The organism is Duncaniella muris (assembly GCF_003024805.1).
Lineage (GTDB): Bacteria > Bacteroidota > Bacteroidia > Bacteroidales > Muribaculaceae > Duncaniella > Duncaniella muris.
In genome coordinates, this window is sequence record NZ_PUEC01000012.1 from 38,851 (window position 1) to 65,624 (window position 26,774).

The following is a 26,774-nucleotide window of genomic DNA, read 5'->3' on the forward strand; positions in this document are numbered from 1 at the left end:
GTATTATGATTTTATTAGAAGGTCAGATTGAGACCGAATACGTAGCTGCGTGAACGCGGGTAGCGGTTCATGTCGTAAGAGGGGGTCAGACCGCTCTGCACGTCAACTTCGGGATCATAGCCTGAGTAGCTGGTGATGATGAAGGGGTTGGTGACAGAGGCGTAGAAACGACACTTCGACATGCCGGCCTTCGAGATGATGTTGGCCGGGAGGCTGTAGCCGACAGTGATGTCGTTGCAGCGGAGGAACGAGCCGTCTTCAACGAAGCGTGAGATTGTGTATTCCTTGGTAACGTCAGCAGGGTTCCACTCGGTGCGGTTGCCGTTGACATACTGGTATCTCTCGAAGCCCCAGAGTTTCTTACGTTCAGATCCGTCGGGGTTGACCATAGGAACGCCGGAACCTTCGAAGTTGTCCCATTCGGTCTGAGCGTTGCCGAGCATGTGTTCCCAGCGCCAGTCAGTGTCGGTGTAAGTCCAGCGGTTGTCTTTGTTGAACTTGCTGAGGACGTTGTAGAAGTTGTTCTTGTTGTTCATTGAAGAAGAGAGACGGTAAGCGGTGGCGTTGTAGACGTCGAAGTCAAGGAAGAAGGTGAAGTTGGCAGTGAAGTCGAAGTTCTTCCACTGACCGTTCAGACCGAAACCGCCCTGGAGTTTGGGAGTGGTGCGACCGATGACCTTCTTATCGTTCTGGTCGATGATGCCGTCGCCGTTGAGGTCTTTGAACTTGGGCTTGCCGGGCTGGGTCTGCGCACCCTGGTCGTTTGAGTTGTACATGCCGTCCATGAGCACTGTACCGGAAACGAGCTTGCCGTTTTCGTCAAACACCTGGGGAATGGGATCATATGCCTGCTTTGCGGAATTGTAGGTAAATTCATCGAAGCCATAGAGACCGTCATAGACGTAACCGTAGATGAGACCTACTTCGCCGCCGACTTTAAGACGGTAGTTGTTGCCGGCGTCAGTGTGGGCGCGGCCGTGGCGGAGGTCGAGATAATCTTCGTCGCCGGTGAGTTTGTCGACTTTCATCTTATTGGCGCCGAGGTTGAAGTTGGCAGAGAGCACATAGTCCTTGCCGCGGAGAATGTCGCCGCTGATCGAGAGCTCGAAACCGCGGTTGGTCACCTGACCGATGTTCTGATACTGCTTGCCGTAGCCGAGGGTGGTCAGCACGTCGGCCTCATAGATAAGGTCGGAAGTGGTGTTCCAATAGTATTCGGGGGTGATGCGCAGGCGGTTGTTGAACAGAGCGATGTCAAAGGCGAAGTTGCGGGTCAGGGTAGTCTCCCACTTGATGTCGGGGTTGGGGAGGTAGTTTGATGTATCATAGTAGATCTCGCCGTCGGGGTTGAGGGTCGATTCGCCGAAGTTGGGGCCGCCTGATGAGTTGGTGCTGTAGATATAGCGCCACATGTCGGCTTTGATTCGGTTGTTACCGGCCTTACCGATGGCCACGCGGAACTTGAGTTCGTTGAGCCAGGTGAGGTCTTTCATGAATTCCTCGCTTGAGATAACCCATGCACCGGATACGGATGGGAAATAACCCCACTGGTGGCCGGGGGCGAACATTGTAGAACCGTCGGCACGGAAAGTAGCCGAAAGGAGATACTTGTGATCGTAGTTGTAGCTGAGCTGTCCGAAGTAAGAAGTGGTGCGGTCAGCGGTACCGAGTTCGGTTGTCGAAGTCCAGGCTTTGCCGAGACCCATGTTGTCCCAGGCCTTGTCGGCTGTGATTTCGCGCGGGAAGTAACGGTTTTTCTGATTTGACGACTTGGCCTGCTTGTGATAGAGTTCGAAACCTACGAGGGCGTAGAAGTTGTTCTTTTCCTTGATGGTCCAGTCATAAGAGGCAGTTGTAGTCCAGGTGTACTGGTTGGTCTGCTTCTTTTCTACCTGAGCCACGGGAAGGGTCTGGTTCTTCTTGCCGGTATCGGTCAGCGGACCCCAGAAGCGGTTGTCATCGCTGAATGCGAAGGTGAAGTTGCCTTCGGTGCGGAGGGTAAGACCGTTGATGGGCTTGTATTCGAGAGCGGCCTGGTTGGCGATGGTGTAAGCGTGTTTCTTTCTTACGTTGGTCTTGATGTCGTTGACAGGGTTGGTGTACTCGAACAAGGCTTCCTGGTCGGGGTCGGCTGCGCCGGGAGTCCAGAAGATGTCACCGAGTTCGCGGATACCGTTGGTGGGACGGTAGCGGAGCACGTCGATGATACCGCCGGTGCCCACGTTGTCACCGCCGGCACCTTCGTCGCGGCGATAAGATACTTTGGGGTTGAACTGGAGGGTAAGATTCGGGAGAATCTTGGTCTGCAGCTTGGTGTGGATATTGGTACGGCGAACACCTGAACCCATGATGATACCGCGGTCATCTGACTGGGTAAGAGAGATGTTGTAGCGGGTCTTGTCATTACCGCCGCCGATCGATACGTTGGTAGAGTATGAGAAGGGATCGTTGCCCATCACTTCATCCTGCCAGTCATGGGTCGGAGCGCTGCGATAGAGGTCAAGGTCACGGATGTTACCGAAGTTGTAACGGAAAAGTTTTGCAGAGCTTGACGATTTCGAACGGCCTGTGGCGAAGTCCCACTGGTAGTCAACGAAATCATAAGCATTCATAAGATCGAGCTTCTTGGAGATGTGGCTGACAGAACCCTGGGCGTTGAACGAAACCTGGGTCTTGCCTTCCTGGGCTGACTTGGTGGTCACGATAACAACACCGTTACCACCCTTGGCACCGTAGATTGCTGTCAGTGAGGCATCCTTGAGGATGTCGATGCTCTGGATGTCGCTCGGCGGGATGTCGTTGATGTTGTCAACCTGGAAACCGTCGACGAGGTAGAGAGGGTCGTTTGACTGGGTAACGGATGTCGCACCACGCACACGGATGTTGATGTCGGCACCGGGCTGACCGTCGACTGTGGTAACCTGCACGCCGGCTACCTTACCCTGGAGGGCTACGGCGGCCGAGGTCACGGGAACTGCGGCGAGTTTGGCGCCTGAAACCGAGCCTACAGAACCGGTGAGGTCGCGGCGGGCACGGGTGCCGCCATAACCGATAACTACGACTTCTTCAAGAGCCTCGGAGTCTTCCGAAAGTGTGATGTTGATGTGGGTCTGGCCGTTGACAGCCACTTTTTCTGTCTTATAACCAATGTATGACACTACGAGGGTGGCATTCTTGGCAACATTTTTGAGGGTAAAGTTACCGTCGATGTCAGTGGCAACGGCATTTTTGGTGCCTTCCACCGTAACGGTAGCTCCAATCATGGGTTCTTCGGTGCCGTCGACCACCGTACCGGATACGGTGATATTCTGTGCGTTGGCATTGAAGCCTACGCAGAGCACCAACAGGAGAAGCATGGTTTTCCAATGTGTCGCAAAGGAAAATTGCCGCAGCCGGAGACTACGACCTTGGATTAAGTCTTTCATGTTTTGGTGTTAAATAATAATAAATAAGATTTCGTTCATGCAAGTTTTTTTCGATATAGAAAGTACTAATTTTTGTCAAATGATTGGTATAACAGGTTAACTATTAAACTGATGGTATAAAACAAGGTTGGGCCGATCCAAGCTGGTCGGGCCGAATCAGCCACAAAATTATGAAAATAATCGGAAAGTGCAAAAAATTGGCGTGCTTTTAAGATTTCAATAATCCAATGCGTGGTAAATCAGGGAGTCTCGTATAAGAGGGGGACAGTGGAAGCAGGAGATAGATGGAGGTGTGTTTCGTAGTGTAAAGATAGTGGTTTTTAGGGGTGTCTGCAAGGGTCTGAGCGATGTTTAACATGATTTATGAATCTCGATTCTCTCTATATAATATAAGGTGTAAAAGGATTGGGCGCGGACTTGCCGGAGGCGCGCAACGGCATTTGTATCATCATGTGGATAGATAGATAGAGTTTCAGCGACATATACTTTCATATCGGAAAAAATTCTTTTGGCGCAAGTAAATTCGAGAATGGCAATCTTGGAACAAAAGACGATCTGAAAGTCAAAGTTCTGAAAGATGACAATGGCAATATTATGAAGGCAACAGATCTTTTCAATAGCCCCAATGCTCCTTATACTCAGTATAACTCATCTGTTCCCAACCATCGCGACCACGAAGCTCCCGCTGACATCTTCAACGCCCTCCGCTACAAGACTCTTCCCTCAATTCTCACAGAGAAGAACATCGGCGACCCGCGCTGGCGTTAACCCCGCCGACAAGATCTGAAAAGATCTCCCGCTTATGACAGGCTTCCCGACCGCTCAAAAGGCCAAGAAGCTTTTTTTGATTCTACTGGAGGTTTGATCTCATTGGCCTAATTACCCCAACTCTCCCAATCCACCCAACTCTCCCAGTCCTCCCAATCAGCCACAGCCCCCACCTCTCCCGGCTCCCACTTACGTTAATTATTTTAAAAGTTTGTTGAATATCGGGTGGAAATTATTACCTTTGGCCTTTAAATACGCTGCAATCAGCAGCATCACATACCTGAAATCAATACTATCTTTACCTTATTGACCTATATGAATCTAAGCAAACGAATCAGTCTGCTGGGCCTCGCAGCCGCAGCTACTATCGGTGCGTGGGCAGATGGAAAGCCCTATGTATCTAAAGTCTGGTCGCCGGATCTCGGCAACGGACAGTATATAAATCCGGTTATCGACGCCGACTATTCCGACCCTGACGTAGTGCGCGTCGGCGATGACTTCTACATGACAGCATCAAGCTTCTGCGACATTCCCGGCCTTCCGATTCTCCACTCAAAAGATCTGGTCAACTGGACTCTTATAGGCCACGCAATCACCGAAATGCCCGAATACGCTCAGTCTGCCAAAGACCCCAGCCACGGCAACGCCGTATGGGCTCCCGCCATCCGCTACCACAACGGCGAATTCTATATATATTATGGTGATCCCGATCTGGGCATCTTCATGACCAAGGCAAAGAACCCCGCAGGACCCTGGGAACCGCTCGTCCACGTCTACAAAGCCAAAGGAGTCATTGACCCCTGCCCCATCTGGGACGAAGACGGACGCGCCTACATAGGCCACGGCTATGCCGGCAGCCGCGCCGGAGTCAAGAGCATCCTCGGCATGATCGAGATGACCCCTGACGGAACCAAGGCCATCGGCCAGGACAAAGTAATCTATGACGGACACCTCGAAAACGAAACCATCGAAGGCGCAAAACTCTACAAGCGCGACGGATGGTACTACATCTTCTCACCCGCCGGAGGCGTAGCCACAGGCTGGCAGGAAGTGCTCCGCTCGAAAAACATCTGGGGTCCCTATGAAACCCGCAACGTAATGGAACAGGGCTCTACCGACATCAACGGCCCCCACCAGGGCGGATGGGTCGACACCCCCGACGGAAAAGAATACTGGTTCCTCCACTTCCAGGACAAAGGCCCCTACGGCCGAGTGGTACACCTCCAGCCTATGGAATGGCGTCAGGACGGATGGCCGGTGATCGGTGTTGACCCCGACGGCGACGGCCGCGGCGAACCCGTCAGAAAATACCGCAAACCCAACGTAGGCAAAACCTACGCTGCCGTCAACCCGGCCGAGAGCGATGAATTCGACACCATCGAACTCGGCAAGCAGTGGCAGTGGAAAGGCAACCCCAACGCACTCTGGTACTACACCGACGCCAACGCCTCGACACTCCGCCTCTTCTCGCAGCACAACGAAGGCGCAAAGACCCTCTATGACGCCTCCAACCTCCTGCTCCAGAAATTCCCGGCCCAGAACTTCACGGCCACAGCCAAAGTCAAATTCTTCCCCCGCAAGAAAAACGGCAAGATCATGGCAGGCGAACGCGCCGGCCTCATCGTCACCGGCTATGACTTCGCAGCCCTCTCGCTCGTGAGCCGCGAAGACGGAGTCTATCTCACCGAAGCTGACTGCGTCAAAGCAAGCAAGGGTGCCGACGAAACTGAAGTAGCCTCTGTCAAGATCGACCCCGAAAAAGAAATCTATCTCCGCGTCCAGATCCGCATGGTAGGCCCCAAGAAACCCATGCAGAAATCAGACTACAAGACCGAAGCCACATTCTATTACAGCCTCGACGGCAAGAAGTTCACCAAGTTCGGCCGCCCCTTCAACGTGCGCGAAGGCCACTGGATCGGCGCCAAACTCGGCCTCTTCTGCACCCGCGACTGGGTCAGCAACGACAGCGGCTGGCTTGACATCGACTGGTTCCGCATCACTAAATAACGAACTCCACCTTCATGCCCCACACCTCTCTCCTCGCCTCAGTCCACACAATATAATCATACCTTAGAAATGAAATATCGTCTTGCCTCCCTGCTTCTGATGGTCTGCGCCCTGACAGGGCTCAAGGCATCAGCCGCCGAATGGAAACACGACATCTACGTCAACCCCGACGGATCAGCCGACTACACCACCGTCACCGAAGCTCTTGACGGCATCCGTGCCTATATGGACTACAACGTCACAGTCCACATAGCCAACGGAGTCTACAAAGAAAAGGTCGTCATTCCCTCATGGCTCAAAAACGTGACATTCGAAGGCCAGAACGCCGACTCGACCATAATCACCTTCGACCATCACGCCAACATCGACAACATGGGCACCTTCCGCACCTACACCGTAAAGGTAGAAGCCTGTGACGCCACCTTCCGCAACCTCACCATCGAAAACAACGCCCCTCAGCTCGGACAGGCCGTGGCGCTCCACACCGAAGGTGACCGCCTGCGCTTCATCAACTGCCGTTTCCTCGGAAATCAGGACACAATCTTCACCGGAGGCAAAAACAGCCGCCTCTACTTTGACAGCTGCTACATCGAAGGCACCACCGACTTCATCTTCGGCCCGGCCACAGCCTATTTCAGAAAATGCGACATCCTCTCCAAACGCGATTCATACATCACCGCCGCATCGACTCCGGAAGACGTAAAATACGGCTACATCTTCGACTCCTGCACCCTGCGCGCACTGCCTGAAGTTACCAAAGTGTATCTCGGACGCCCCTGGCGCCCCTATGCCCACACCGTATTCATCAACTGCGAGATGGGTTCACACATCCGTCCCGCCGGATGGCACAACTGGAACAACACCGACAACGAACGCACAGCCCGCTACGGCGAATACGGCTCGCGCGGAGCCGGCGCCTCCCAGGAAGGCCGTGTCAGCTGGGCCATGAAAGTCTCTGACACCGAAGCCGCTGACTGTCTCGACATCGCCAAGGTTTTCGCCGTCACCACCGGATGGAATCCCGCCGAATAAAAGGTTGTTTAAAACCAAGCGTAAACCATTGCTTTTAAACAACCTCCAAACCCGCGACACCTCTCCGCTTTATACCTCTGACAATAGCAGAAATTAAAAAACAATCAACAATATCACTAAAATCATGAAAGCTTTAAACAAACTCACCGCACCCAAAGCGGTTGCACCCGAAAGAATCATCCAATTCGGCGAAGGCAACTTCCTCCGCGCCTTCGTTGACTGGATCATCAAGAATATGAACGACAAGACCGATTTCAACTCATCGGTTGTAGTCGTACAGGGTACCCCCGACGCATTCGTGATGCAGCTTCTCCAGGGTCAGGACTGCCTCTACCATGTAAACCTCCAGGGCCGTCTCGACGGCGAAGTGATCAACTCCTTCACCCGTGTCGACGTGATCAGCCGCGGTCTCAGCCCCTTCACCCAGTTCGACGCCTTCCTCGCGCTGGCCGACCAGCCCGAAATGCGCTTCGTCATCTCCAACACCACCGAAGCCGGCATCGCCTTCGATCCCGAATGCAAGCTCAACGACCGCCCCGCCGCATCTTATCCCGGCAAGCTCACCCAGCTCCTCTACCGCCGATTCAAAACTTTCAACGGAGCAGCTGACAAAGGCTTCATCATCATGCCCTGCGAGCTTATCTTCGAAAACGGCCACCATCTGAAAGAAATAATCTTCAAATACATCGACCTCTGGAAAGAAGATCTCGGCTCTGACTACGAGGCATTCCGCGCATGGTTCGAAAACCACTGCTACGTATGCGCCACACTCGTTGACCGCATCGTCCCCGGCTTCCCCCGCAAGGAAATCAACCAGATCCAGGAAAAACTCGGCTACAAGGACAACATCGTGGTCCAGGGCGAAGCCTTCCACCTCTGGGTGATCGAACGCGCCTCAAACATGAGCCTCGAACAGCTCCGCGCCGAATTCCCCGCTGAAAAAGCCGGTCTCCAGGTACTCATCACCGACTCTGAGGCACCCTACCACGAACGCAAGGTGACCCTGCTCAACGGCCCGCACACCGTGCTCTCGCCCGTAGCCTTCCTCAGCGGAGTCAACATTGTCCGCGACGCCTGCAACCACCCCGTCATCGGCAAGTACATCCACAAAGTACAGTTCGACGAACTCATGCAGACCCTCAACCTCCCGATGGAAGAGCTCCAGAAGTTCGGTGCAGATGTCCTCGAACGCTTCAACAACCCCTATGTTGACCACCAGGTGACATCAATCATGCTCAACTCTTTCCCAAAATTCCAGACCCGCGACCTTCCTGGCCTCAAGACCTATCTCGAACGCAAGGGCGAACTCCCCAAAGGCCTCGTGCTCGGTCTCGCAGCCCTCATAACCTACTACAAGGGCGGCAAGCGTGAGGACGGCACAGAAATCGTGCCCAACGACGATCAGAAAATCATGGATCTCCTCACCCGACTCTGGTCAAGCGGCGACACCCGCAAGGTTGCCGAAGGAGTCCTCGCAGCCAAAGATCTCATCTGGGGCGAAGAACACGGCGATCTCAACCAGATCCCCGGTCTCACCGACCTCGTCACCGAGTATCTCGACTCGATCGCATCGAAGGGCATGCTCGAAACAGTCAAGGAAGTTGTTGAAGCATAACATCCCCCCGACTGACAGATGAAAGACTTTCTCAAGATCAATCCCGCCGACAACGTAGCAGTGGCCATCAACGCGCTCAGCGCCGGAACAGCCCTCAACGTAGACGGCGAAGAGATCACACTTGTGGCCGACATCCCCGCCGGCCACAAGTTCGCTCTCCGCGACATAGCCGAGAGCGAGAACGTGATCAAATACGGTTTCCCGATCGGTCACGCACGCCACGCCGTGAGCCGCGGTGCATTCCTCGACCACAACGACATCAAGACCAACCTCGAAGGCCAGCTCGACTACTCCGACATAGCCATCGACAACCCCTCGGCTCCCGCCCCCGGATCGGCCCGCAAAGGCGCCGAAGCCACCTTCATGGGCTATGAGCGCGCCGACGGCCAGGTAGGCATCCGCAACGAACTCTGGGTCATCCCCACCGTGGGCTGCGTCAACGGCATCGTGAAGCAGATTGTAGACCGCCTCAACGCCGAAACCAAGGCCGAGGGAGTGGACGGTATCTTCGGATTCCCCCACAACTACGGCTGCTCGCAGCTCGGCGATGACCACGAAAACACCAAAAAGATCCTGCGCGACATGGTGCACCACCCCAACGCCGGCGGCATCCTCGTGGTAGGACTCGGATGCGAAAACAACCAACCCAAGGTTTTCGAGGAATTCTGCGGCGACTATGACCGCTCCCGCGTGAAATTCATGGTATGCCAGGAAGTGGAAGGCGACGAAGTGGAAACCGGAGTAAGAATTCTCCGTGACCTCTACGATCAGGCCCGCAACTTCAAGCGCACCACCGTACCGGCCTCCAAACTCCGCATCGGCCTCAAGTGCGGCGGATCAGACGGATTCTCAGGCATCACAGCCAATCCGCTGCTCGGAGAATTCTCAGACTGGCTCTGCGACCAGGAAGGCGGCACAACAGTGCTCACCGAAGTCCCCGAAATGTTCGGAGCCGAGACAATCCTCATGCGCCGCTGCGCCGACAACAGCCTGCTCGGCCAGACCGTGTCACTCATCAACAACTTCAAGGAATACTTCCTCAGCCACGGCGAACCCGTAGGCGAAAACCCCTCTCCGGGCAACAAGGCCGGCGGCATCTCCACCCTTGAGGAAAAAGCCCTCGGTTGCACCCAGAAGTCCGGCAAGAGCCCCGTATTCGGAGTGATGGAATACGGCGAACGCATCAGCAACCACGGCCTCAACCTCCTGTCGGCTCCCGGCAACGACCTCGTGGCCTCCACAGCTCTCGCCGCCGCAGGCTGCCAGATGGTGCTCTTCACCACAGGCCGCGGCACACCGTTCGGCACCTTTGTCCCCACCATGAAGATCTCAACCAACTCCGGACTCGCAAAGCGCAAGCCCACCTGGATCGACTTCAACGCCGGACGCCTTGTGGAAGACAGCTCGATGGCCGACGTACTCGCCGACTTCATTGACTACGTGCTCAAAGTAGCCTCAGGCGAAGAAGTCAACTCTGAAAAGAGCGGCATCCACGAAATAGCCATCTTCAAAAACGGCGTGACGCTCTGATCACCTCTCCTTATCACCAAAAACAATAACCATTAAAAATCCATTTCTGCATGAAACCTTTCATGGACGAAAACTTCCTGCTGCAGACCGAAACCGCACAGAAGCTATATCACGAACACGCGGCTAAGATGCCCATCATCGACTATCACTGCCACCTCATACCCAAGATGGTAGCCGATGACCACCGCTTCAAGTCAATCACTGAAATCTGGCTTGGCGGCGACCACTACAAATGGCGCGCAATGCGCTCCAACGGTGTTGACGAACGTTTCTGCACCGGCACCGACACTTCAGACTGGGAAAAATTTGAAAAATGGGCCGAAACAGTTCCCTACACCTTCCGCAACCCCCTCTACCACTGGACACACCTCGAACTTAAGACCGCTTTCGGCATTGACAAGCTGCTCAACCCCGAAACCGCCCGCGAGATCTTCGATGAATGTAACGACAAGCTCCTCAACGACCCCAACATGACCGCCCGCGGACTCATGCGCCGCTACAACGTGGAAGCCGTCTGCACCACCGACGATCCCGTCGACACACTCGAATACCACAAGCAGGTACGCGACAGCGGCTTCGAGATCAAGATGCTCCCCACCTGGCGTCCCGACAAAGCAATGGCCGTTGAAAACCCCGCCGAATTCCGCGCATATGTTGAAAAACTCGCCGAAGTTTCAGGCGTTGAGATCAACAAGTTCCAGGACATGATCGATGCCCTCCAGAAGCGCCACGACTTCTTCGAGGAAATGGGCTGCCGCCTGTCTGACCACGGCATCGAGGAATTCTACGCCGAAGACTTCACCGACGGCGAAATCGAAGCCATCTTCGACAAAGTCTACGGAGGCAAGCAGCTCACAGCCGAAGAAATCAATAAATTCAAGAGCGCCATGCTCCTGGTGTTCGGCGAGATGGACTATGCCTCAGGCTGGACCCAGCAGTTCCACTACGGAGCCATCCGCAACAACAACTCCAAGATGTTCAAGCTCCTCGGCCCCGACACCGGCTTTGACTCAATCGGCGAATTCACCACTGCCAAAGCCTGCGCCAAATTCCTTGACACCCTCAACTCACGCGGCAAACTGACCAAGACCATCCTCTATAACCTCAACCCCTGCGCCAACGAAGTGCTCGCCACAATGCTCGGCAACTTCCAGGACGGCACCATCCCCGGCAAGATCCAGTTCGGCTCAGGCTGGTGGTTCCTTGACCAGAAAGACGGCATGGAGAAGCAGATGAACGCCCTCTCGCTTCTGGGCCTGCTCAGCCGTTTCGTCGGCATGCTCACCGACTCACGCTCATTCCTTTCATATCCACGCCACGAATACTTCCGCCGAACACTGTGCAACCTCGTGGGCAATGATGTGGAAAACGGTCTCATCCCCTACACCGGCTATGAAGAAAACCGGGTCAACCAGATGATCGAGGATATCTGCTACAACAACGCCAAAAACTACTTCAAGTTCTAATCTATGGCAGCAGCAACCTCACCCCTCGCAGCAGCAAACCAGAAGATGACAAACTTCCGCTGGACCATCTGTGCACTGCTTTTCCTCGCAACGACTGTCAACTACATGGACCGCCAGGTGCTTTCGCTCACCTGGAAAGAGTTCATCTCCCCTGAATTCCACTGGACCGACGCCAACTACGGTCTGATCACCGCAGTCTTCTCCATCGTCTATGCCGTGGCCAACCTCCTGGCAGGCCGCTTCATCGACTGGATGGGCACCAAGAAAGGCTACCTCTGGGCAATCGGCGTATGGTCAGCCGGCGCCTGCCTCCACGCAGCCTGCGGCATCGCCACCGAAGCCACACTCGGTCTTCATGACGCCACCGGCCTTGTAAAGGCCACCGGCGACCTTGCCATCACAATCGCCACCGTATCGGTCTACTTCTTCCTCGCAGCCCGCACCATACTCGCCCTCGGCGAGGCCGGCAACTTCCCGGCAGCGATCAAGGTGACAGCCGAATACTTCCCGAAACGCGACCGCGCATATGCCACCTCGATCTTCAACGCAGGCTCGGCCGTAGGCGCTCTTATCGCACCCTTCTCCATCGGCCCGCTCGCCAAATACTTCCAGAGCATCGGCTGGGGCAACGGCTGGGAAATGGCCTTCATCATCATCGGTGCCCTCGGCTTCGTCTGGATGGGCTTCTGGATTTTCCTCTATAAGAAACCCGCTGAAAACCCGCGTGTCAACGCCGCCGAGCTCGCCTATATCGAGCAGGACGATGACGCTGCTGACGAAACAGCCAGAGAGAAAGCTGAGACCGAAGACAGCAAGACCGCTACCATCCCCTTCCTGAAATGCTTCAAATATCCGCAGACATGGGCCGTATTCTTCGGCAAATTCCTGACTGACGGTGTGTGGTGGTTCTTCCTCTTCTGGACACCCGCCTACATCACCGATGTCTTCAAACTGTCGACTTCATCGGGCGAAGGCATGATGATGATCTTCGTGCTCTACCTGATCACCATGCTCTCGATCTACGGCGGCAAGCTCCCGACCATCTTCATTGACCGCGCCGCAAGCAAAGGCATCACCGTAGACCCCTACTCGGCCCGCATGAAAGCCATGCTTATCTTCGCCGTGTTCCCCCTGCTTGCCCTTCTGGCCCAGCCCATGAGCTCAGTGTCGCCCTGGCTCCCGATCATCATCATCGGTATAGCCGGAGCCGCCCACCAGTCATGGAGCGCCAACATCTACTCAGTGGTAGGTGACATGTTCCCCAAATCGACCATCGCCACCATCATCGGTATCGGCGGCATGGCCGGCGGCATCGGATCATTCCTGATCAACCTCTGCTCAGGTGTGCTCTTCGACTATGCAGCCCAGACCAACATGTCGTTCATGAGCTATGAAGGCAAGCCCGCAGGCTACTTCATCGTGTTCTGCATCTGCGGCGTCGCCTACCTCGTAGGCTGGTGCATCATGAAGCTCCTCGTACCCCGCTACAAGAAGATCGAAGCCTGATCCTTAAGGGTTTCCATCAGACATAACTCACAATTACCGACAGACTGCTTGAAACGCGCTTTCAGGCAGTCTGCTTTTTGTCAGTTCCGGTTGCCGGAAGCTGCAGGCCGCACACCCGAAAGCACAGACTGATGTCCGTCTGAAACAAAATAATTTCACCGGGGCCGATTTTTTCTGAGTTTTTTAGATGATAATTCAGCGAAAAGAGTTACTTTTGCATCATCTATCCGGTGGGCCTTCGGGTTGCGCCGTGTCCAAAAATTTTCGTATCAAATTATCTAACAACTCAAATTTATCAGATCATGGCTTACGTAATCACTGACTCTTGCGTGGCTTGTGGCACTTGCCAGCCCGTTTGCCCCGTTGACGCAATTTCTGAAGGCGACATCTACCACATCGACCCCGATACTTGCATCGAATGTGGCTCTTGCGCTGAAGTTTGCCCCAGCGAAGCTATCATCCCCGGCGAATAATCCGCCAGCGAGAAGTCTCAAGATTTTACTGCCGCTGAACAGAATTCCTCTGTTCGGCGGCAGCTTCTTTTTATCCCAAGCTGAAGCAGTGAAGCATGGCGGCCCTCACTGAGTCAGGCATATCTCACAGATCCATCTGTATTCCGGAATGCCACATAGCAATCTGATTCATTTTTCAGGAATATCCGGCATAATCCACCCTTTTGCCGCCTTAGACTGACACTTTCATCTCAAAACTAGGCCAAGACTGACAAATAGTCAAGCCAAAGATGCCACTGAAATAGCTGAGAAGCCATTTTTATGTTCAATTCTTATGCTTTATAACATCAAAAAAATCTCGCTTTTTTGATCCACCATATTGAATTTAGTGTTACATTTGCAGCGTTAACCAAATCACCAATACCCTTTAAATCCATCAATTTCTTTTTATCATGGATATTAACAATATTCTGAACAGCCTGGAAGCCAAGCATCCCGGCGAAAAGGAATACCTTCAGGCAGTGAAGGAAGTCCTTATCTGTGTTGAGGACGTCTACAATCAGCATCCTGAATTCGAAAAAGCAAAAATCATTGAGCGCATGGTCGAGCCCGACCGCATCGTCACTTTCCGCGTGACCTGGGTCGACGACAAAGGCGAAGTCCAGAACAACATCGGCTACCGCGTTCAGTTCAACAACGCCATCGGCCCGTATAAAGGCGGCATCCGCTTCCACGCATCCGTCAACCTCTCCATCCTCAAATTCCTCGGTTTCGAGCAGACTTTCAAAAACGCTCTGACCACCCTTCCGATGGGCGGCGCCAAAGGCGGCAGCGACTTCTCGCCCCGCGGCAAGAGCGACGCTGAAATCATGCGCTTCTGCCAGGCCTTCATCCTCGGCCTCTGGAAGAACCTCGGTCCTGACCGCGACGTGCCCGCAGGCGATATCGGCGTAGGCGGCCGCGAAGTAGGCTACATGTACGGCATGTACAAGAAGCTCGTCAACGAATGCACCGGCACTTTCACCGGCAAGGGCCTCGACTTCGGCGGTTCACTCATCCGCCCGGAAGCAACAGGTTTCGGCGCTCTCTACTTCGTTCAGAGCATGCTCGACGAAAAGAAAGACAACATCACCGGCAAGACTATCGCCATCTCAGGCTTCGGCAATGTGGCATGGGGCGCAGCCCTCAAGGCCACCGAGCTCGGCGGCAAAGTAGTCACCATCTCCGGTCCTGACGGCTACATCTACGATCCTGACGGCATCTCAGGCGAGAAGATCGACTACATGCTCTATCTCCGCGCCACCGGCGAAGACATCGTGGCACCTTATGCCGAAAAATATCCCAACGCCACATTCTATCCCGGCCGCAAGCCCTGGGAACAGAAGGTAGACATCGCCCTCCCCTGCGCAACTCAGAACGAAGTCGACGGCGAAGACGCCAAGAAGCTCGTGGCCAACGGCGTTGAACTCGTAGCCGAAGTCTCCAACATGGGCTGCACACCCGAAGCCATTGACACCTTCCTCGCCGCCAAGGTAACCTATGCCCCCGGCAAGGCTGTCAACGCAGGCGGTGTGGCCACTTCAGGTCTCGAAATGAGCCAGAACGCCGAACACCTCCAGTGGAGCGCCGAAGAAGTAGACCGCCGTCTCCATGAGATCATGAAGAACATCCACACCCAGTGTGTGAAACACGGCACCGAGGCTGACGGATATATCAACTACATGAAGGGCGCCAACATCGCTGGCTTCATGAAGGTTGCCAACGCCATGATGGGCCAGGGCATCATCTGATCTCCCCGCTGACACTACTCATAACCAGATAGATAACCGGAGGCTGTTTCGCAAGGAAACGGCCTCCGGCGTTTTTACGGGCTATTGAACGCCTCCCTTTACCCAAGACTCTGACAGGCAACTACATATTTCATACAAACCTCACCTCAGAAAGGCCCGCTACTTGTCGCCATACTCTTCGAGGTAGGCTTCGCAGGCCATTTTCAGTTCATCGTACCACTCGCGGCCGAAATGGGCCGTCAGAGGACCTTCGAGGAACTGATAGAGCCTTACACCCAGTTTGCGTCCAAGCTGTTCGGCCGAACGGCAGATCTTCCAGCGGTGATAGTTCACGGCGGTGAAAGTCGGATACTTGGTCAGACGCACCGGATAGAGCGCACATGATGACGGCTTGCGGAATCCACCGGTCTTCCCCTCGTTGAAGGCGCACTCGATGGCACACTGACACACTCCGCCAGGAGCATAGCAGGTGTAGATGCAGTTGCGGCCATCCACAATCTGAGTGACCAGGTCACCGTCGGGGTCGAGATAGCTCGTGCCCTCCTCGGCTATGCGCTCCTTGGCCGAAGGGAGCAGCTTGTCTTCGAAACGCGGCAGCAGACAGTCTATCTCATCGCGTTCCTCCTCGGTAAGCGGCGCGCCGGCATCGCCCTCGATGCAGCATTCGCCCTTGCATTTCTCGATGTCGCAGCAGAAAAAGACCTCCGCAAGGTCAAGCGACACTAATGTATCCTGTATCTGTAGCATAATTTCTTCAGTTGTTTCTTCCATAATCATATAATTCCGGCACTCAGAGGTTGTTTAAAAACAATAGTTAAAATCTGAGCGAAAGTTTTGAGGTGGATATGGCTCTGAATCGAAGGAGCATAGCGAGCTATGTGACTGAGATGAAGAGCCATAGGCGCCCAAAACTTTCGCAGGCGAGGGTATTGTCTTTTTTCCTTTCAATAATTTCATGTTTGAGTATTTTTTAAGTTACCTGAGCCTTGGTGTCTCTTTTGCTAAATTGTTGAAATTCGTCAGTCACATAGCTCGCTATGCTCCTTCCTCATTTGCAACAATTTATCTAAAAGATACACCACTCAGATTTTAACTCTTGTTTTTAAACAACCTCTTAGACTCCGGATTTTACAAGCGCCACTCCTATCAGCCGGTCGAAGCGCGAACCGCGCGGACGGTGATAGACCCTGACGGTATATTCGTTTACAGTCTCGTAATAATTGCCCTCTATGCTGTTCTCGCCTCTCGTAGCTCCAAAGGGCAGATAGAGATACTGATAGTTGTAGGCTCCCTGCTTGAGAAGCATCGACTGCTCGTAGGCTCCGGTGGCTTGATTGTAGACCATGTGCGAAGAGGTGTCGAAACGGCGCTGGGTCAGATCTCCGTCAATAAAAACATCGCCTCCGGTCATCTCAGGCATGGCAAGCGAGAAGTGGGTCATCACATAGTCGGCCTCCGTGTCGGAATTGTCTGACGACCATTCCCTGATGAAGAAACGCCCATGCTGGGTGCTGTCATAAAGATATTTGCCGTTGGCACGCGGCTCGTCGGTGTAGAGCTGCATATTGTAGACCGGAGCGTCATAGCGGACTTCGGCCACACCCATGCCGGGATAGGTAGTGGAGACGGTCTCGAAACGGCGATACTCGTTGCCGGCAGGAAATATCAGCGGCCGCATATGGGAATAGAACACCCTGCTGCCCACCACCCGCTGGGGTGTGGTCAGCACCACTTCATTGTCAGTGCGTCCGTTCTGGCTGATGACCACGGTCAGATCATTGTAAGGATCGGCCACTCCGCCCGTGCGGCTAAGGTCAAGGGCTATCTCAAGCTGCTGATGCGAACGGTTGGTGTCAATGTCGGTCTTCGAACTTACAGTAGCAACCACACCGGCTGAGAAGTCAGCCACACCAAAACGCGCCTGGAGCAAAGTCTCGTCGGGATCAGACTCATCATAGACCCTCAGCAGATAGTTGCCCGGCTGAGTGATGCGTACATCTCCGTTCGGCACCGTTATTGTATAGTGGACATAATGCACCAGCGTGGCGCGCGAGAAATCGTAGTCCTCCACAATGCCCTCGTTGAATCCGTCGAGAAACTCCGACGCCACCAACCCTTCAGGACGCCAGCGGGCATCGCAGTGGACCAGCTCATAGCGCATGAAACGCCGCTCGTCTGAAATTTCGTCAAACGAGATCTCGATGCGGCTGTCGCCGTCGCGGAGCGCCACCACCGGCGGAGCGAACTCATCTCCGGCAAGCGTCACTCTGAGCGACCTGAAAGCCGGGTGGAAAATGCCCTGCGACGTATCGGCAGACAGATCCTGCCCGGCCGACGCAAGAGCGGCAGCGAGCAGCAGCAGGAAAACCGACAGTCTACCTGCCATCGGCCTCAAGCTGTCTGTGGAGAATCTCCACGGCATCGGTTATCAGTTCAAGGCAAGGCTTGCGGCCCGGACCTTTCAGATCGCGGCAGGAGCAGGACCCCTCAAGTTGCTCGAAAGCGCCCATCGCAGCCTTCACCTTGCCGTAGATATCCTTGCGGTCCATGCCGGCATAAGCCACGCCGCAGATCATAGTGGTCCCTGAAACGGCACCACACACCTCCTGACGGCCTCCGAAACCACTCCCGAAACCCTCGGCGAGACGGCCAACGGTCTCGCCGTCAAGACCTGTGACATCATCAAAGGCCATAGCCACCGACTGGCAGCAGTTACGCCCTTCGGCGCGAAGCCGGCGAGCCAGTTCTTTACGTTGCTCAATGCTGTATTTCATAATTCTTTTGTATTCTGTCTATTGCTGTTGCTTTCACTTATCGTTCAGCGGTCCGACCATCTGACCGGCTCTATGCCATGCTCTGCAAGATAGGCATTGGCTCTTGAAAACGGGCGGCTCCCGAAAAATCCGCGCGAGGCACTCAGAGGCGACGGATGTGGCGAGGAGATCACGCAGTGGCGCGAACGGTCAATGAACTCCCCCTTGCGCTGTGCATAGGCCCCCCAAAGGATAAACACCAGATGTTCGCGCCTTTCGGCAAGACGGCGGATAGCCGCATCGGTGAATGTCTCCCATCCGTGGTTCTGGTGCGAGGCCGGAGCTCCGGCATCGACCGTGAGGGTGGAGTTGAGCAGCAAAACACCCTGACGGGCCCAGAAACTGAGGTCGCCCGACGAAGGAGGCTGACATCCGAGGTCAGCTGACAGCTCCGTGTAGATGTTGCGCAGCGAGCGCGGCAGATCCACCTCCGGATTGACCGAAAAACTGAGTCCGTTGGCCTGCCCGGCACCCGGATAAGGGTCCTGACCGAGAATCACCACCTTGACATCATCAAACGGACAGGCATCAAAAGCGGCGAAAATGCGTCCGGCAGGCGGATAGACAATCCGTTCGGCATAACGCCCGCGCACAAAGCGGGTCAGTGTTTCGAAATAATCCTTGTCCCATTCATCGGCAAGCGCCTCTTTCCAGGAAGGTTCTATCTTTACGTCCATCTTGAAGTTTTTTTCATTTAAAGCATCGCCGGCAGCCGGCAGAGGCCCCTGAAACGATCTTGTTTAACATTTTTATATGAAGAATAATTCATATCCGGTCATATAACTTTGCAAAAATACGAAAATTTCACTAATTTTGCACCTCGTAAACGCCATGTTCCCGTAGTTCAATGGATAGAATATCGGATTCCGGTTCCGACGATTAGGGTTCGACTCCCTACGGGAATACAAGTAGACACAAAAATCAGCCGCGAGCAAAACCCAGTGATGCAGCCGGCTGATTTTTTATTTTGCCCGCTCCTTTTTGCATTTAACAAAAAAAAGACATAACTTTGCAGCGCGAAAGCCATTTTCGCACCATTAAAGGTCAGCTCGAATGGTGGAATGGTAGACACGAAGGACTTAAAATCCTTTGGTCATTGCGACCGTGCGGGTTCAAGTCCCGCTTCGAGCACCGGAAGAAATCAGCCACTTAGCTCCGCGCTAACTGGCTGATCTTTTTTTATGCCGGTGTTGGCAGTTTGGCGAAGATTGACTACTTTTACATTGTCAAAATCAGACACACCCTTACCAATCTCTCAATCCATCTACAAAACCAATCAAATGTCACAGAAAAAAAGATACTTCCTCGAAGAGGACGAGATACCCCGCAACTGGTATAATATCCAGGCCGACATGCCGGTGAAACCGATGCCGCCGCTCAATCCCCAGACCCGCGAGCCGATGAAAGCCGAAGATCTCTATCCGATCTTCGCCCGCGAATGCTGCGACCAGGAGCTGAACATGACCGACCGCTGGATTCCGATCCCCGATGAGGTCCGCGAGATGTACAAATACTACCGCTCCACTCCTCTGGTGCGCGCCTATGGCCTTGAAAAAGCGCTCGGCACATCAGCCCACATATATTTCAAAAACGAGAGCGTCTCGCCGATGGGATCACACAAACTCAACTCCGCCATCCCACAGGCCTACTACTGCAAGAAAGAGGGCGTGAAAAACGTCACCACCGAGACCGGCGCAGGCCAGTGGGGCGCGTCGCTTTCATATGCCGCATCGCTCTTCGGACTTGAAGCCGCTGTCTATCAGGTAAAAATCTCCTACGAACAGAAGCCCTACCGCCGCAGCATCATGCAGACATTCGGAGCTCAGGTAACTCCGTCGCCTTCCATGTCGACCCGCGCCGGCAAAAACATTCTGACCGCCAACCCCAACTCACAGGGCTCGCTCGGCACCGCCATCTCCGAAGCCGTGGAACTCGCCCGCACCACTCCTGACTGCAAGTATGCCCTCGGATCAGTGCTCAGCCATGTCACACTCCACCAGACCGTAATCGGACTCGAAGCCGAGAAGCAGATGGAAATGGCCGGAGAGTATCCCGACATAGTGATAGCCTGCTTCGGCGGCGGCTCAAACTTCGGCGGAATCTCCTTCCCCTTCATGCGCCACAAGATAGCAGCCGAGAACGGAAAATCACACACACGCTTCGTGGCAGCAGAACCCGCCTCATGCCCCAAGCTCACCAAAGGCAAGTTCTGCTACGACTTCGGCGACGAGGCCGGCTACACACCGCTGCTGCCCATGTTCTCACTCGGCCACAAATTCCAGCCCGCCAACATCCATGCCGGAGGCCTGCGCTACCACGGAGCAGGTGTGATAGTCAGCCAGTTGCTCAAGGACGGACTGATGGAAGCCGTTGACATCGACCAGATCGAGTCATTCGAAGCCGGCTGCCTCTTTGCCCGCGCCGAAGGCATCATCCCTGCTCCTGAATCGTGCCATGCCATCGCCGCGACCATCCGCGAAGTCAGAAAACTGAAAGAGGGTGAAGAAAAAGTGATTCTCTTCAACCTTTCAGGCCACGGCCTTGTCGACATGGCCTCATATGACAAATATCTCTCCGGTGACCTGATCAACTACACTGTAACTGACGAAGAAATCGAAGCCAACCTTGCCAAGCAACAGTAAGCCCCTGTCACTCATAACCGCATCCCTGCTGGCGCTCAGCGCGCAAGCAAGCCATGCCGCCGACTATGCACCTTCATCCGTCCTGGCTTCCGGCCAGTGGGTGAAGGTACATGTCGATTCAACCTCAGTCTACCGCATCGACTACCCTACGCTCCGCAGCTGGGGATTCGACGAGCCGGAAAAAGTCCGCGTGTTCGGCTACGGCAGTGTCGAGCAGGCACATCCGCTCGACACCGCCCCTGACGACCTGCCTCCGGTTACCGTATGGCACACCGCCGATGCGATGTATTTCTATGGCGAAGGCGACGAGCGCACCGTCCCCTCCACATCATCGTCAATCATAAACTATCGCAACCACTACTCGCGCGGCTCAAATTACTTCCTGACAGCCTCACTGCCCGGCATCACAATCGGCGACACCCTGTGCACAGCGCAGACCACTCCCGTAGAAACCCACCTGTCAATTGATCTGCGCCACCCTGAAGAGGTGAATTTCCACTCTGCCGGAGTCTTTTTCTTTTCTCAGGACCTCACCACCCTGCGCAATGGCTACACCTTTACATTCTCGGCACCTGATTTCGCCGGATACGCCAATCTGGCCTACCGCTATGCCTATCTCCACAGCGAAAACACAGCCCAGAACATAGCCGTCACATTTTCCGGGCCGGTCACCCATTCGGCATTCACCCCTGCCACCCACAAGAACAATACCATAGACAACCGCCTCTACTCACTCTCCACTCTTAAGAAAATCCCCGTGACCGCGGCCTCAGAGTTGCCGTTCAGCGTAAACTTCTCGATTCCGGCAGGCAAACAGTTCGACCGTCTCGCTCTCGCGGAAGTCTACTGGATGTATCAGCGGAAAAACAACTTCCGCGGGCCGGCCATGTTCATGAACTTCCTCCCCTCCACAACCCCGCTCGGAATCAACCTCAGCGGGCTCAGCGATGATGTGGAGATCTGGGACGTCAGCGATCCGCGCGCCATCAAGCGCCTGGGCCACGATCCGCTCTCCGACGGCCGCACATTAGTCACACTCCCCGCCCGATCCACCACCGAAAAGAAACTGTGTCTCTTCACTCCGGGCAGTGACATCCCCAAACCTGCATTTGCCGGAAGCGTATCTGCCCGGAACCTCCACGCCATGCCAGCCACAGACTATCTGATAGTAACCACCACGGCCTTTCAGCCGGAAGCCGAGAGGCTCGCGGAAGCCCACCGCCTGATGCAGGGACTCGATGTCACGGTAGTGACACAGAATGATATCTTTGATGAATTTTCATCCGGATCGCCCCACCCCAACGCGGTGCGCAAGTTCGTCAGAATGCTCCGTGAACGACCCGCCAAACCGCTGCGCTACCTGCTGCTGATGGGAGCCGCCACATACGATCCGCGCCACAACGTCTCTGACGACGGCATAGACTATCTGACAGGCTACGAGGTAGAACGGCCTGACCACGCCGTCTCGATGGCCACGGACCATGCCACAGACCTCTACTTCGGCTTCATGACCGACCGCATTGCCGAAAACCTTAGCTCGACATTCATCGAAACCTCTGTCTCGATCGGACGCGCCCCCGTGCTGACTGCGGCTGAAGCCCGAATCTTCGTAGACAAGTGCATAGCCTACCTGCAGGAGCCCCGCCTTGCCGGACGCCCGGACCTTGCCGTCCTTGTAGCCTGCGAAGGTGACAAAGATGCCCATCTGAAAGGGTCGGAAAAACTGCGCGCCATACTCATGCGCAACATCCCCTCGGTCACTTGTCCGCGCATCTACAACGCGCTTTATCCATTCGACAAAAAGATCGAGCGCAAGCCCACTTTCGCACCGATGGCCTCTCAGGTGGCCCGCGGACCCTTCCTGCTTAACTACACAGGCCACTCCGGGGCATATGAAATCGGATCTGTAATGAGCATCTCGCACATCGACCGCCTGACATTCACCTCCATGCCGGTGACTTTCTTTGCAAGCTGCGAGACAACCCCCGTAGACGCACCTTTCCGCGGAATAGGCACCAAACTGTTCCTGCACCCCTCCGGTCCCATAGCGCTTGTGGGAACCGGGCGCGATGTATATCTCAACAACAACCAGACTCTCAACGAAGAATTCGCCCGGCAAATCTCCCTCCCCGACGGACCGGAGCGTCTCGGCGATGTCTGGCGCACCACCATCAACCTCTCAGGAAAAAACAGCAGTGTGCAGCGCACAAACAATTTCTGCTACAATTTTCTTGGCGACCCCGCACTGCCGGTGCGCCGCCCTGACCGCAGAGCCGCCGTCAGCTTCAGTTCTGAAACCGGTGACGCAGAGTCTACCCTTGACGCACCCTCTCTCAGCCCTCTCATGCTCAACGGACGCATCACTCTGGCCGACGGTTCGACCGACACCGCATTTGACGGCAACATCACCCTCTCGCTCTACGACGCTCCACTCACCACCATGCGCTACGCCCATGCCTCCGGAGACTCCATCAAGCCGATGACACTCGACGAGAAACTGCTGTATGAAACCTCCGCAGAAGTAAAAAACGGCCTATGGTCTGCTACGATCACTCCTCCTCTGAGCTCACGCGAAGGAAGAAACCGCCTCACTATGCTCGCCTACTCCGATGACGGCCATATAGCCTGCGGAATAGACAGCACCCTGACTGTCAGACAGCCGCTCACACCAATTCCGACCGACACCACAGGCCCGCAGATCAACCTCTATCTCGACTCGCCTGACTTCATCAACGGCAGCGAGACCGGGCCTTCGCCTGTGCTCTATGTCTCAATCCGCGACGATGAAAGCGGTATAGCCACCGGATCTGCCAACATCGGTGACTTGCCTACCGCCGTGCTCGACTCCTCGACACGCCTGGCCGACATAGGACCGGCAATGCGCTTCGGCACCGATGGCAGCGCCGAGGTGGCCTACACCCTGCGCAATCTCCCGGCAGGACGCCACACGCTTACCCTGAGCGCGCGTGACGTTGCCGGAAACACTTCACGCGAGACTCTGACATTCACTGTGGTTGACACCATGTTCTCAGCCATACTCAGCACCGACAGCACCATCTGCCGCAAGAGTGTCGAACTTGATCTTGCCGGTCACCCTACCTCCGGACTGACCTCAAGGCTCATCATCCGCAATATGGAGGGAGCCACTGTGTTCACTCTCGACAACGCCTCCTTCCCATTCGCATGGGACTTCCGTGACTCCTCCGGAGCAGCCCTCCCTGACGGCACATACAGAGCATCGGTCCTCATCACCGACGGACTGCGCTTCGGATCAAGCAACGAGGCGGGATTCACACTCATACGCCCGCACTACTGAGCCTCTGCCCCCTCTCAGAAATTTCCACATACATCCAATCTTTATAAAGAGCCCCTTACTCCATGACAAAAAATGATCTCAGAATAGTCTTCCTCGGAACCCCTGATTTTGCAGTTGAAAGCCTGCGGAGAATAGTAGACGGCGGCTACAACGTGGTAGGCGTGGTCACCATGCCTGACAAGCCGGCCGGACGCGGTCACAAACTCTACCAGTCGCCGGTCAAGGAATTCGCCCTTGCCCAAGGCCTGCATCTGATGCAGCCCGTCAGACTTAAAGATCCTGAATTCATAGAAGAACTTCGCTCGCTTGAAGCCGACCTGTTCATTGTCATAGCCTTCCGCATGCTTCCTGAAGTAGTCTGGACCATGCCGCGCCTCGGCACCTTCAATCTCCACGCCTCCCTCCTGCCCCGCTACCGCGGAGCCGCACCCATCAACTGGGCGGTGATCAACGGCGACACCGAGACCGGAGTCACAACCTTCTTCCTCAAACACGAAATCGACACCGGCGACATCATTGCCCAGGAACGCATCGAGATCCTGCCAACAGACAATGTAGGCCACGTACATGACAAACTCATGATGCTCGGCGCCGACCTCACCATCAAGACCATCGACGATATAATTGCCGGCACACTCAGCCCCATTCCCCAGGACCGGCTGACCGGAGGCACCGAACCAACCCCTGCGCCTAAGATCTTCAAAGAAACCTGCCGTATAGACTGGGGTGCCACAGCCGTGACAATCCACAACCTCGTGAGAGGTCTGTCACCCTACCCTGCCGCCTGGAGCACCCTCTATGACGGAGAAACCGAGCTCGGAGCCGTAAAAATTTTTGAGACCAAGGTAACGGATACAACTGATCAAGCTCTCCGGCCCGGCCAGATACTGATTTCAGGCACCACACTCTCCGTAGGCACAGGCGACGGAAAAGCACTTGAGATCCTCAGCCTGCAGGCTCCGGGAAAACGCCGCATGCCGGTGGCCGACTTCCTGCGAGGCTCACGCCTTTCGGCCCCGTGCTTCCGCTGAGCCAGTCAGTCCGAGAATCCTTTCGTTGGTATAATCTATGCAAAAATTCCATAATCACGAAAAAAACTGTGGCACTTTGTCACAGTTTTTTTGTAATTTTGCGCCCGAAAGAAACAAACACAACACAAAAGGCTGCCTTACAAAAACAACAAAACTATAGATCATACACACACTTTCCCCAACGAGATGCCTCGATGGCACCCGTACTCATCAATTCCAACAGAGGTACTACTTTGCATCAATTTAAAGTCCAATTCTAAAGAGTTCTATTTAAATGCCAAAATTAACTGAAAACCGCATCAGCATGCTTCACGGCATACTGCTGATAGCTCTGTTCGCCTGTGCGTCATTCTACATCGGTGAAGCCAGGCTGCTCAAAGAAATTTCGTTCAGCCCGATGATCATCGGCATCATTCTCGGCATGCTCTACGCCAACTCCCTGCGCAACAACCTCCCTGATACATGGGTGCCCGGCATCCAGTTCTGCTCAAAAAAAATACTGCGTCTCGGTATCATCCTCTATGGATTTCGCCTGACCTTCCAGGATGTGGTCAACGTTGGCGTTTCAGGCATTGTCATCGACGCCATCATTGTTGCCACCACCATTCTCGGCGGCATCTGGATCGGCCGTCTGCTCAAGATGGACCGCGACACCGCACTGCTCACCTCTGTCGGTAGCGGCATCTGCGGTGCGGCAGCTGTGCTTGGAGCCGAATCCACAATCCGCACTCAGCCCTACAAGACAGCTGTTGCCGTAGCCACAGTGGTTATCTTCGGCACTATCTCGATGTTCTTCTACCCGATAGCCTACCGTTCAGGCTGGCTCGATCTCTCGCCACAGGAAATGGGCATCTACTCAGGCGCCACACTCCATGAAGTGGCCCACGCCGTAGGTGCCGGCAACGCAATGGGCACCGAGATCTCAAACGTAGCCATCATCGTAAAGATGATCCGCGTGATGCTGCTGGTTCCCGTCCTGCTCATACTCGGTTTCTGGGTTGCCCGCCGCAACTCAGCCGAAAACACATCGGCTGAAAAAGGCAAGGTCAACATTCCCTGGTTTGCAGTAGGCTTCCTCGCTGTCATCGGCTTCAACTCTTTCGATCTTCTGCCTGCAGCATTCGTTGATGCCATCAACTACTTTGACACCTTCCTGCTGACAATGGCAATGGCCGCACTCGGAGCCGAGACCAGCATCGACAAATTCAAGAAAGCCGGAGCAAAGCCCTTCATTCTTGCCTTCTGCCTTGATCTCTGGCTCATAGGCGGCGGATATATCCTTGCTAAACATCTGGCTCCGCTCTGGCTCTAACAAAGTATAATGGGGCATCAGAGCAAACGTCGCCTGCCCAGTGGACGTGCCGACATATTTCATCTGATC

18 protein-coding genes and 2 tRNA genes are annotated in these 26,774 nt (G+C 54.7%); 15 read left to right on the forward strand and 5 right to left on the reverse strand.

What is annotated here, in order from left to right:
* Positions 1-14 precede the first annotated feature (14 nt).
* Complete coding sequence (locus C5O23_RS06415) at positions 15-3,356, reverse strand: SusC/RagA family TonB-linked outer membrane protein (protein WP_107032128.1); 3,342 nt, start codon at positions 3,354-3,356, stop codon at positions 15-17.
* 663 nt (positions 3,357-4,019) lie between these two features.
* Here C5O23_RS06415 and C5O23_RS14285 point away from each other — a divergent pair.
* From C5O23_RS14285 to gdhA, 9 genes are all read left to right on the forward strand, one after another.
* Positions 4,020-4,193, forward strand: coding sequence for a hypothetical protein (locus C5O23_RS14285; RefSeq protein WP_161553564.1), 174 nt, complete (start codon positions 4,020-4,022; stop codon positions 4,191-4,193).
* Between the two features lie 315 nt (positions 4,194-4,508).
* Complete coding sequence (locus C5O23_RS06420) at positions 4,509-6,200, forward strand: glycoside hydrolase family 43 protein (protein ID WP_107032129.1); 1,692 nt, start codon at positions 4,509-4,511, stop codon at positions 6,198-6,200.
* A 69-nt stretch (positions 6,201-6,269) separates the two neighbouring features.
* The gene (locus tag C5O23_RS06425; protein ID WP_107032130.1) at positions 6,270-7,232 is read left to right on the forward strand and encodes a pectinesterase family protein; all 963 of its coding nucleotides are present in this window, start codon (positions 6,270-6,272) and stop codon (positions 7,230-7,232) included.
* 124 nt (positions 7,233-7,356) lie between these two features.
* A complete protein-coding gene (locus tag C5O23_RS06430) occupies positions 7,357-8,847 on the forward strand; it encodes a tagaturonate reductase (RefSeq protein ID WP_107032131.1) in 1,491 nt (496 codons plus the stop codon).
* Positions 8,848-8,865: 18 nt separating this feature from the next.
* Positions 8,866-10,377, forward strand: a complete 1,512-nt coding sequence (locus tag C5O23_RS06435) for a UxaA family hydrolase (protein ID WP_107032132.1) — start codon at positions 8,866-8,868, stop codon at positions 10,375-10,377.
* Positions 10,378-10,427: 50 nt separating this feature from the next.
* Complete coding sequence (gene uxaC, locus C5O23_RS06440) at positions 10,428-11,843, forward strand: glucuronate isomerase (protein ID WP_107032133.1); 1,416 nt, start codon at positions 10,428-10,430, stop codon at positions 11,841-11,843.
* Between the two features lie 3 nt (positions 11,844-11,846).
* Positions 11,847-13,349: an MFS transporter gene (locus C5O23_RS06445; RefSeq protein WP_107032134.1), complete on the forward strand. Its 1,503-nt coding sequence runs from the start codon at positions 11,847-11,849 to the stop codon at positions 13,347-13,349.
* A 302-nt stretch (positions 13,350-13,651) separates the two neighbouring features.
* The gene (locus tag C5O23_RS06450; RefSeq protein ID WP_107032135.1) at positions 13,652-13,822 is read left to right on the forward strand and encodes a DUF362 domain-containing protein; all 171 of its coding nucleotides are present in this window, start codon (positions 13,652-13,654) and stop codon (positions 13,820-13,822) included.
* Between the two features lie 431 nt (positions 13,823-14,253).
* Positions 14,254-15,591, forward strand: a complete 1,338-nt coding sequence (gene gdhA / locus C5O23_RS06455; RefSeq protein ID WP_107032136.1) for an NADP-specific glutamate dehydrogenase — start codon at positions 14,254-14,256, stop codon at positions 15,589-15,591.
* A gap of 159 nt (positions 15,592-15,750) precedes the next feature.
* On the opposite strand, the gene C5O23_RS06460 is transcribed toward gdhA, so the two are convergent.
* The 4 genes from C5O23_RS06460 to ung form a co-directional block, all read right to left on the reverse strand.
* On the reverse strand, positions 15,751-16,338 hold the full coding sequence (locus C5O23_RS06460) for a DUF3109 family protein (RefSeq protein WP_107032170.1): 588 nt from the start codon (positions 16,336-16,338) through the stop codon (positions 15,751-15,753).
* Positions 16,339-16,705: 367 nt separating this feature from the next.
* Positions 16,706-17,977, reverse strand: a complete 1,272-nt coding sequence (locus C5O23_RS06465) for a type IX secretion system plug protein (RefSeq protein WP_161553565.1) — start codon at positions 17,975-17,977, stop codon at positions 16,706-16,708.
* Positions 17,967-18,365 carry a C-GCAxxG-C-C family protein gene (locus C5O23_RS06470; RefSeq protein ID WP_107032138.1) on the reverse strand — a complete coding sequence of 133 codons (399 nt, stop codon included), beginning with the start codon at positions 18,363-18,365 and terminating at the stop codon, positions 17,967-17,969. The genes C5O23_RS06465 and C5O23_RS06470 overlap by 11 nt, the downstream gene beginning before the upstream one ends.
* 44 nt (positions 18,366-18,409) lie before the next feature.
* Positions 18,410-19,081, reverse strand: a complete 672-nt coding sequence (ung, locus tag C5O23_RS06475) for a uracil-DNA glycosylase (protein WP_107032139.1) — start codon at positions 19,079-19,081, stop codon at positions 18,410-18,412.
* Positions 19,082-19,237: 156 nt separating this feature from the next.
* Here ung and C5O23_RS06480 point away from each other — a divergent pair.
* The 6 genes from C5O23_RS06480 (at position 19,238) to C5O23_RS06505 (ending at position 26,705) form a co-directional block, all read left to right on the forward strand.
* A tRNA-Arg gene (locus C5O23_RS06480) sits at positions 19,238-19,309 on the forward strand.
* A gap of 142 nt (positions 19,310-19,451) precedes the next feature.
* Positions 19,452-19,535, forward strand: a tRNA-Leu gene (locus C5O23_RS06485).
* Between the two features lie 149 nt (positions 19,536-19,684).
* The gene (locus C5O23_RS06490; protein ID WP_107032140.1) at positions 19,685-21,046 is read left to right on the forward strand and encodes a TrpB-like pyridoxal phosphate-dependent enzyme; all 1,362 of its coding nucleotides are present in this window, start codon (positions 19,685-19,687) and stop codon (positions 21,044-21,046) included.
* Positions 21,030-24,362, forward strand: coding sequence for a type IX secretion system sortase PorU (gene porU / locus C5O23_RS06495; RefSeq protein ID WP_107032141.1), 3,333 nt, complete (start codon positions 21,030-21,032; stop codon positions 24,360-24,362). Before C5O23_RS06490 ends, porU begins: the two co-directional genes overlap by 17 nt.
* 62 nt (positions 24,363-24,424) lie before the next feature.
* Positions 24,425-25,393 carry a methionyl-tRNA formyltransferase gene (fmt, locus tag C5O23_RS06500; RefSeq protein WP_107032142.1) on the forward strand — a complete coding sequence of 323 codons (969 nt, stop codon included), beginning with the start codon at positions 24,425-24,427 and terminating at the stop codon, positions 25,391-25,393.
* Between the two features lie 304 nt (positions 25,394-25,697).
* A complete protein-coding gene (locus tag C5O23_RS06505) occupies positions 25,698-26,705 on the forward strand; it encodes a YeiH family protein (protein WP_107032143.1) in 1,008 nt (335 codons plus the stop codon).
* The last annotated feature ends 69 nt before the right edge of the window (positions 26,706-26,774 follow it).

Coding starts and splice junctions, on each gene's coding strand:
- C5O23_RS06415 (WP_107032128.1), bottom strand. CDS start 3,356: ATGCTTCTCCTGTTGGTGCTCTGCGTAGGCTTCAATGCCAACGCACAG.
- C5O23_RS14285 (WP_161553564.1), top strand. CDS start 4,020: ATGAAGGCAACAGATCTTTTCAATAGCCCCAATGCTCCTTATACTCAG.
- C5O23_RS06420 (WP_107032129.1), top strand. CDS start 4,509: ATGAATCTAAGCAAACGAATCAGTCTGCTGGGCCTCGCAGCCGCAGCT.
- C5O23_RS06425 (WP_107032130.1), top strand. CDS start 6,270: ATGAAATATCGTCTTGCCTCCCTGCTTCTGATGGTCTGCGCCCTGACA.
- C5O23_RS06430 (WP_107032131.1), top strand. CDS start 7,357: ATGAAAGCTTTAAACAAACTCACCGCACCCAAAGCGGTTGCACCCGAA.
- C5O23_RS06435 (WP_107032132.1), top strand. CDS start 8,866: ATGAAAGACTTTCTCAAGATCAATCCCGCCGACAACGTAGCAGTGGCC.
- uxaC (WP_107032133.1), top strand. CDS start 10,428: ATGAAACCTTTCATGGACGAAAACTTCCTGCTGCAGACCGAAACCGCA.
- C5O23_RS06445 (WP_107032134.1), top strand. CDS start 11,847: ATGGCAGCAGCAACCTCACCCCTCGCAGCAGCAAACCAGAAGATGACA.
- C5O23_RS06450 (WP_107032135.1), top strand. CDS start 13,652: ATGGCTTACGTAATCACTGACTCTTGCGTGGCTTGTGGCACTTGCCAG.
- gdhA (WP_107032136.1), top strand. CDS start 14,254: ATGGATATTAACAATATTCTGAACAGCCTGGAAGCCAAGCATCCCGGC.
- C5O23_RS06460 (WP_107032170.1), bottom strand. CDS start 16,338: ATGCTACAGATACAGGATACATTAGTGTCGCTTGACCTTGCGGAGGTC.
- C5O23_RS06465 (WP_161553565.1), bottom strand. CDS start 17,977: ATGGCAGGTAGACTGTCGGTTTTCCTGCTGCTGCTCGCTGCCGCTCTT.
- C5O23_RS06470 (WP_107032138.1), bottom strand. CDS start 18,365: ATGAAATACAGCATTGAGCAACGTAAAGAACTGGCTCGCCGGCTTCGC.
- ung (WP_107032139.1), bottom strand. CDS start 19,081: ATGGACGTAAAGATAGAACCTTCCTGGAAAGAGGCGCTTGCCGATGAA.
- C5O23_RS06490 (WP_107032140.1), top strand. CDS start 19,685: ATGTCACAGAAAAAAAGATACTTCCTCGAAGAGGACGAGATACCCCGC.
- fmt (WP_107032142.1), top strand. CDS start 24,425: ATGACAAAAAATGATCTCAGAATAGTCTTCCTCGGAACCCCTGATTTT.
- C5O23_RS06505 (WP_107032143.1), top strand. CDS start 25,698: ATGCTTCACGGCATACTGCTGATAGCTCTGTTCGCCTGTGCGTCATTC.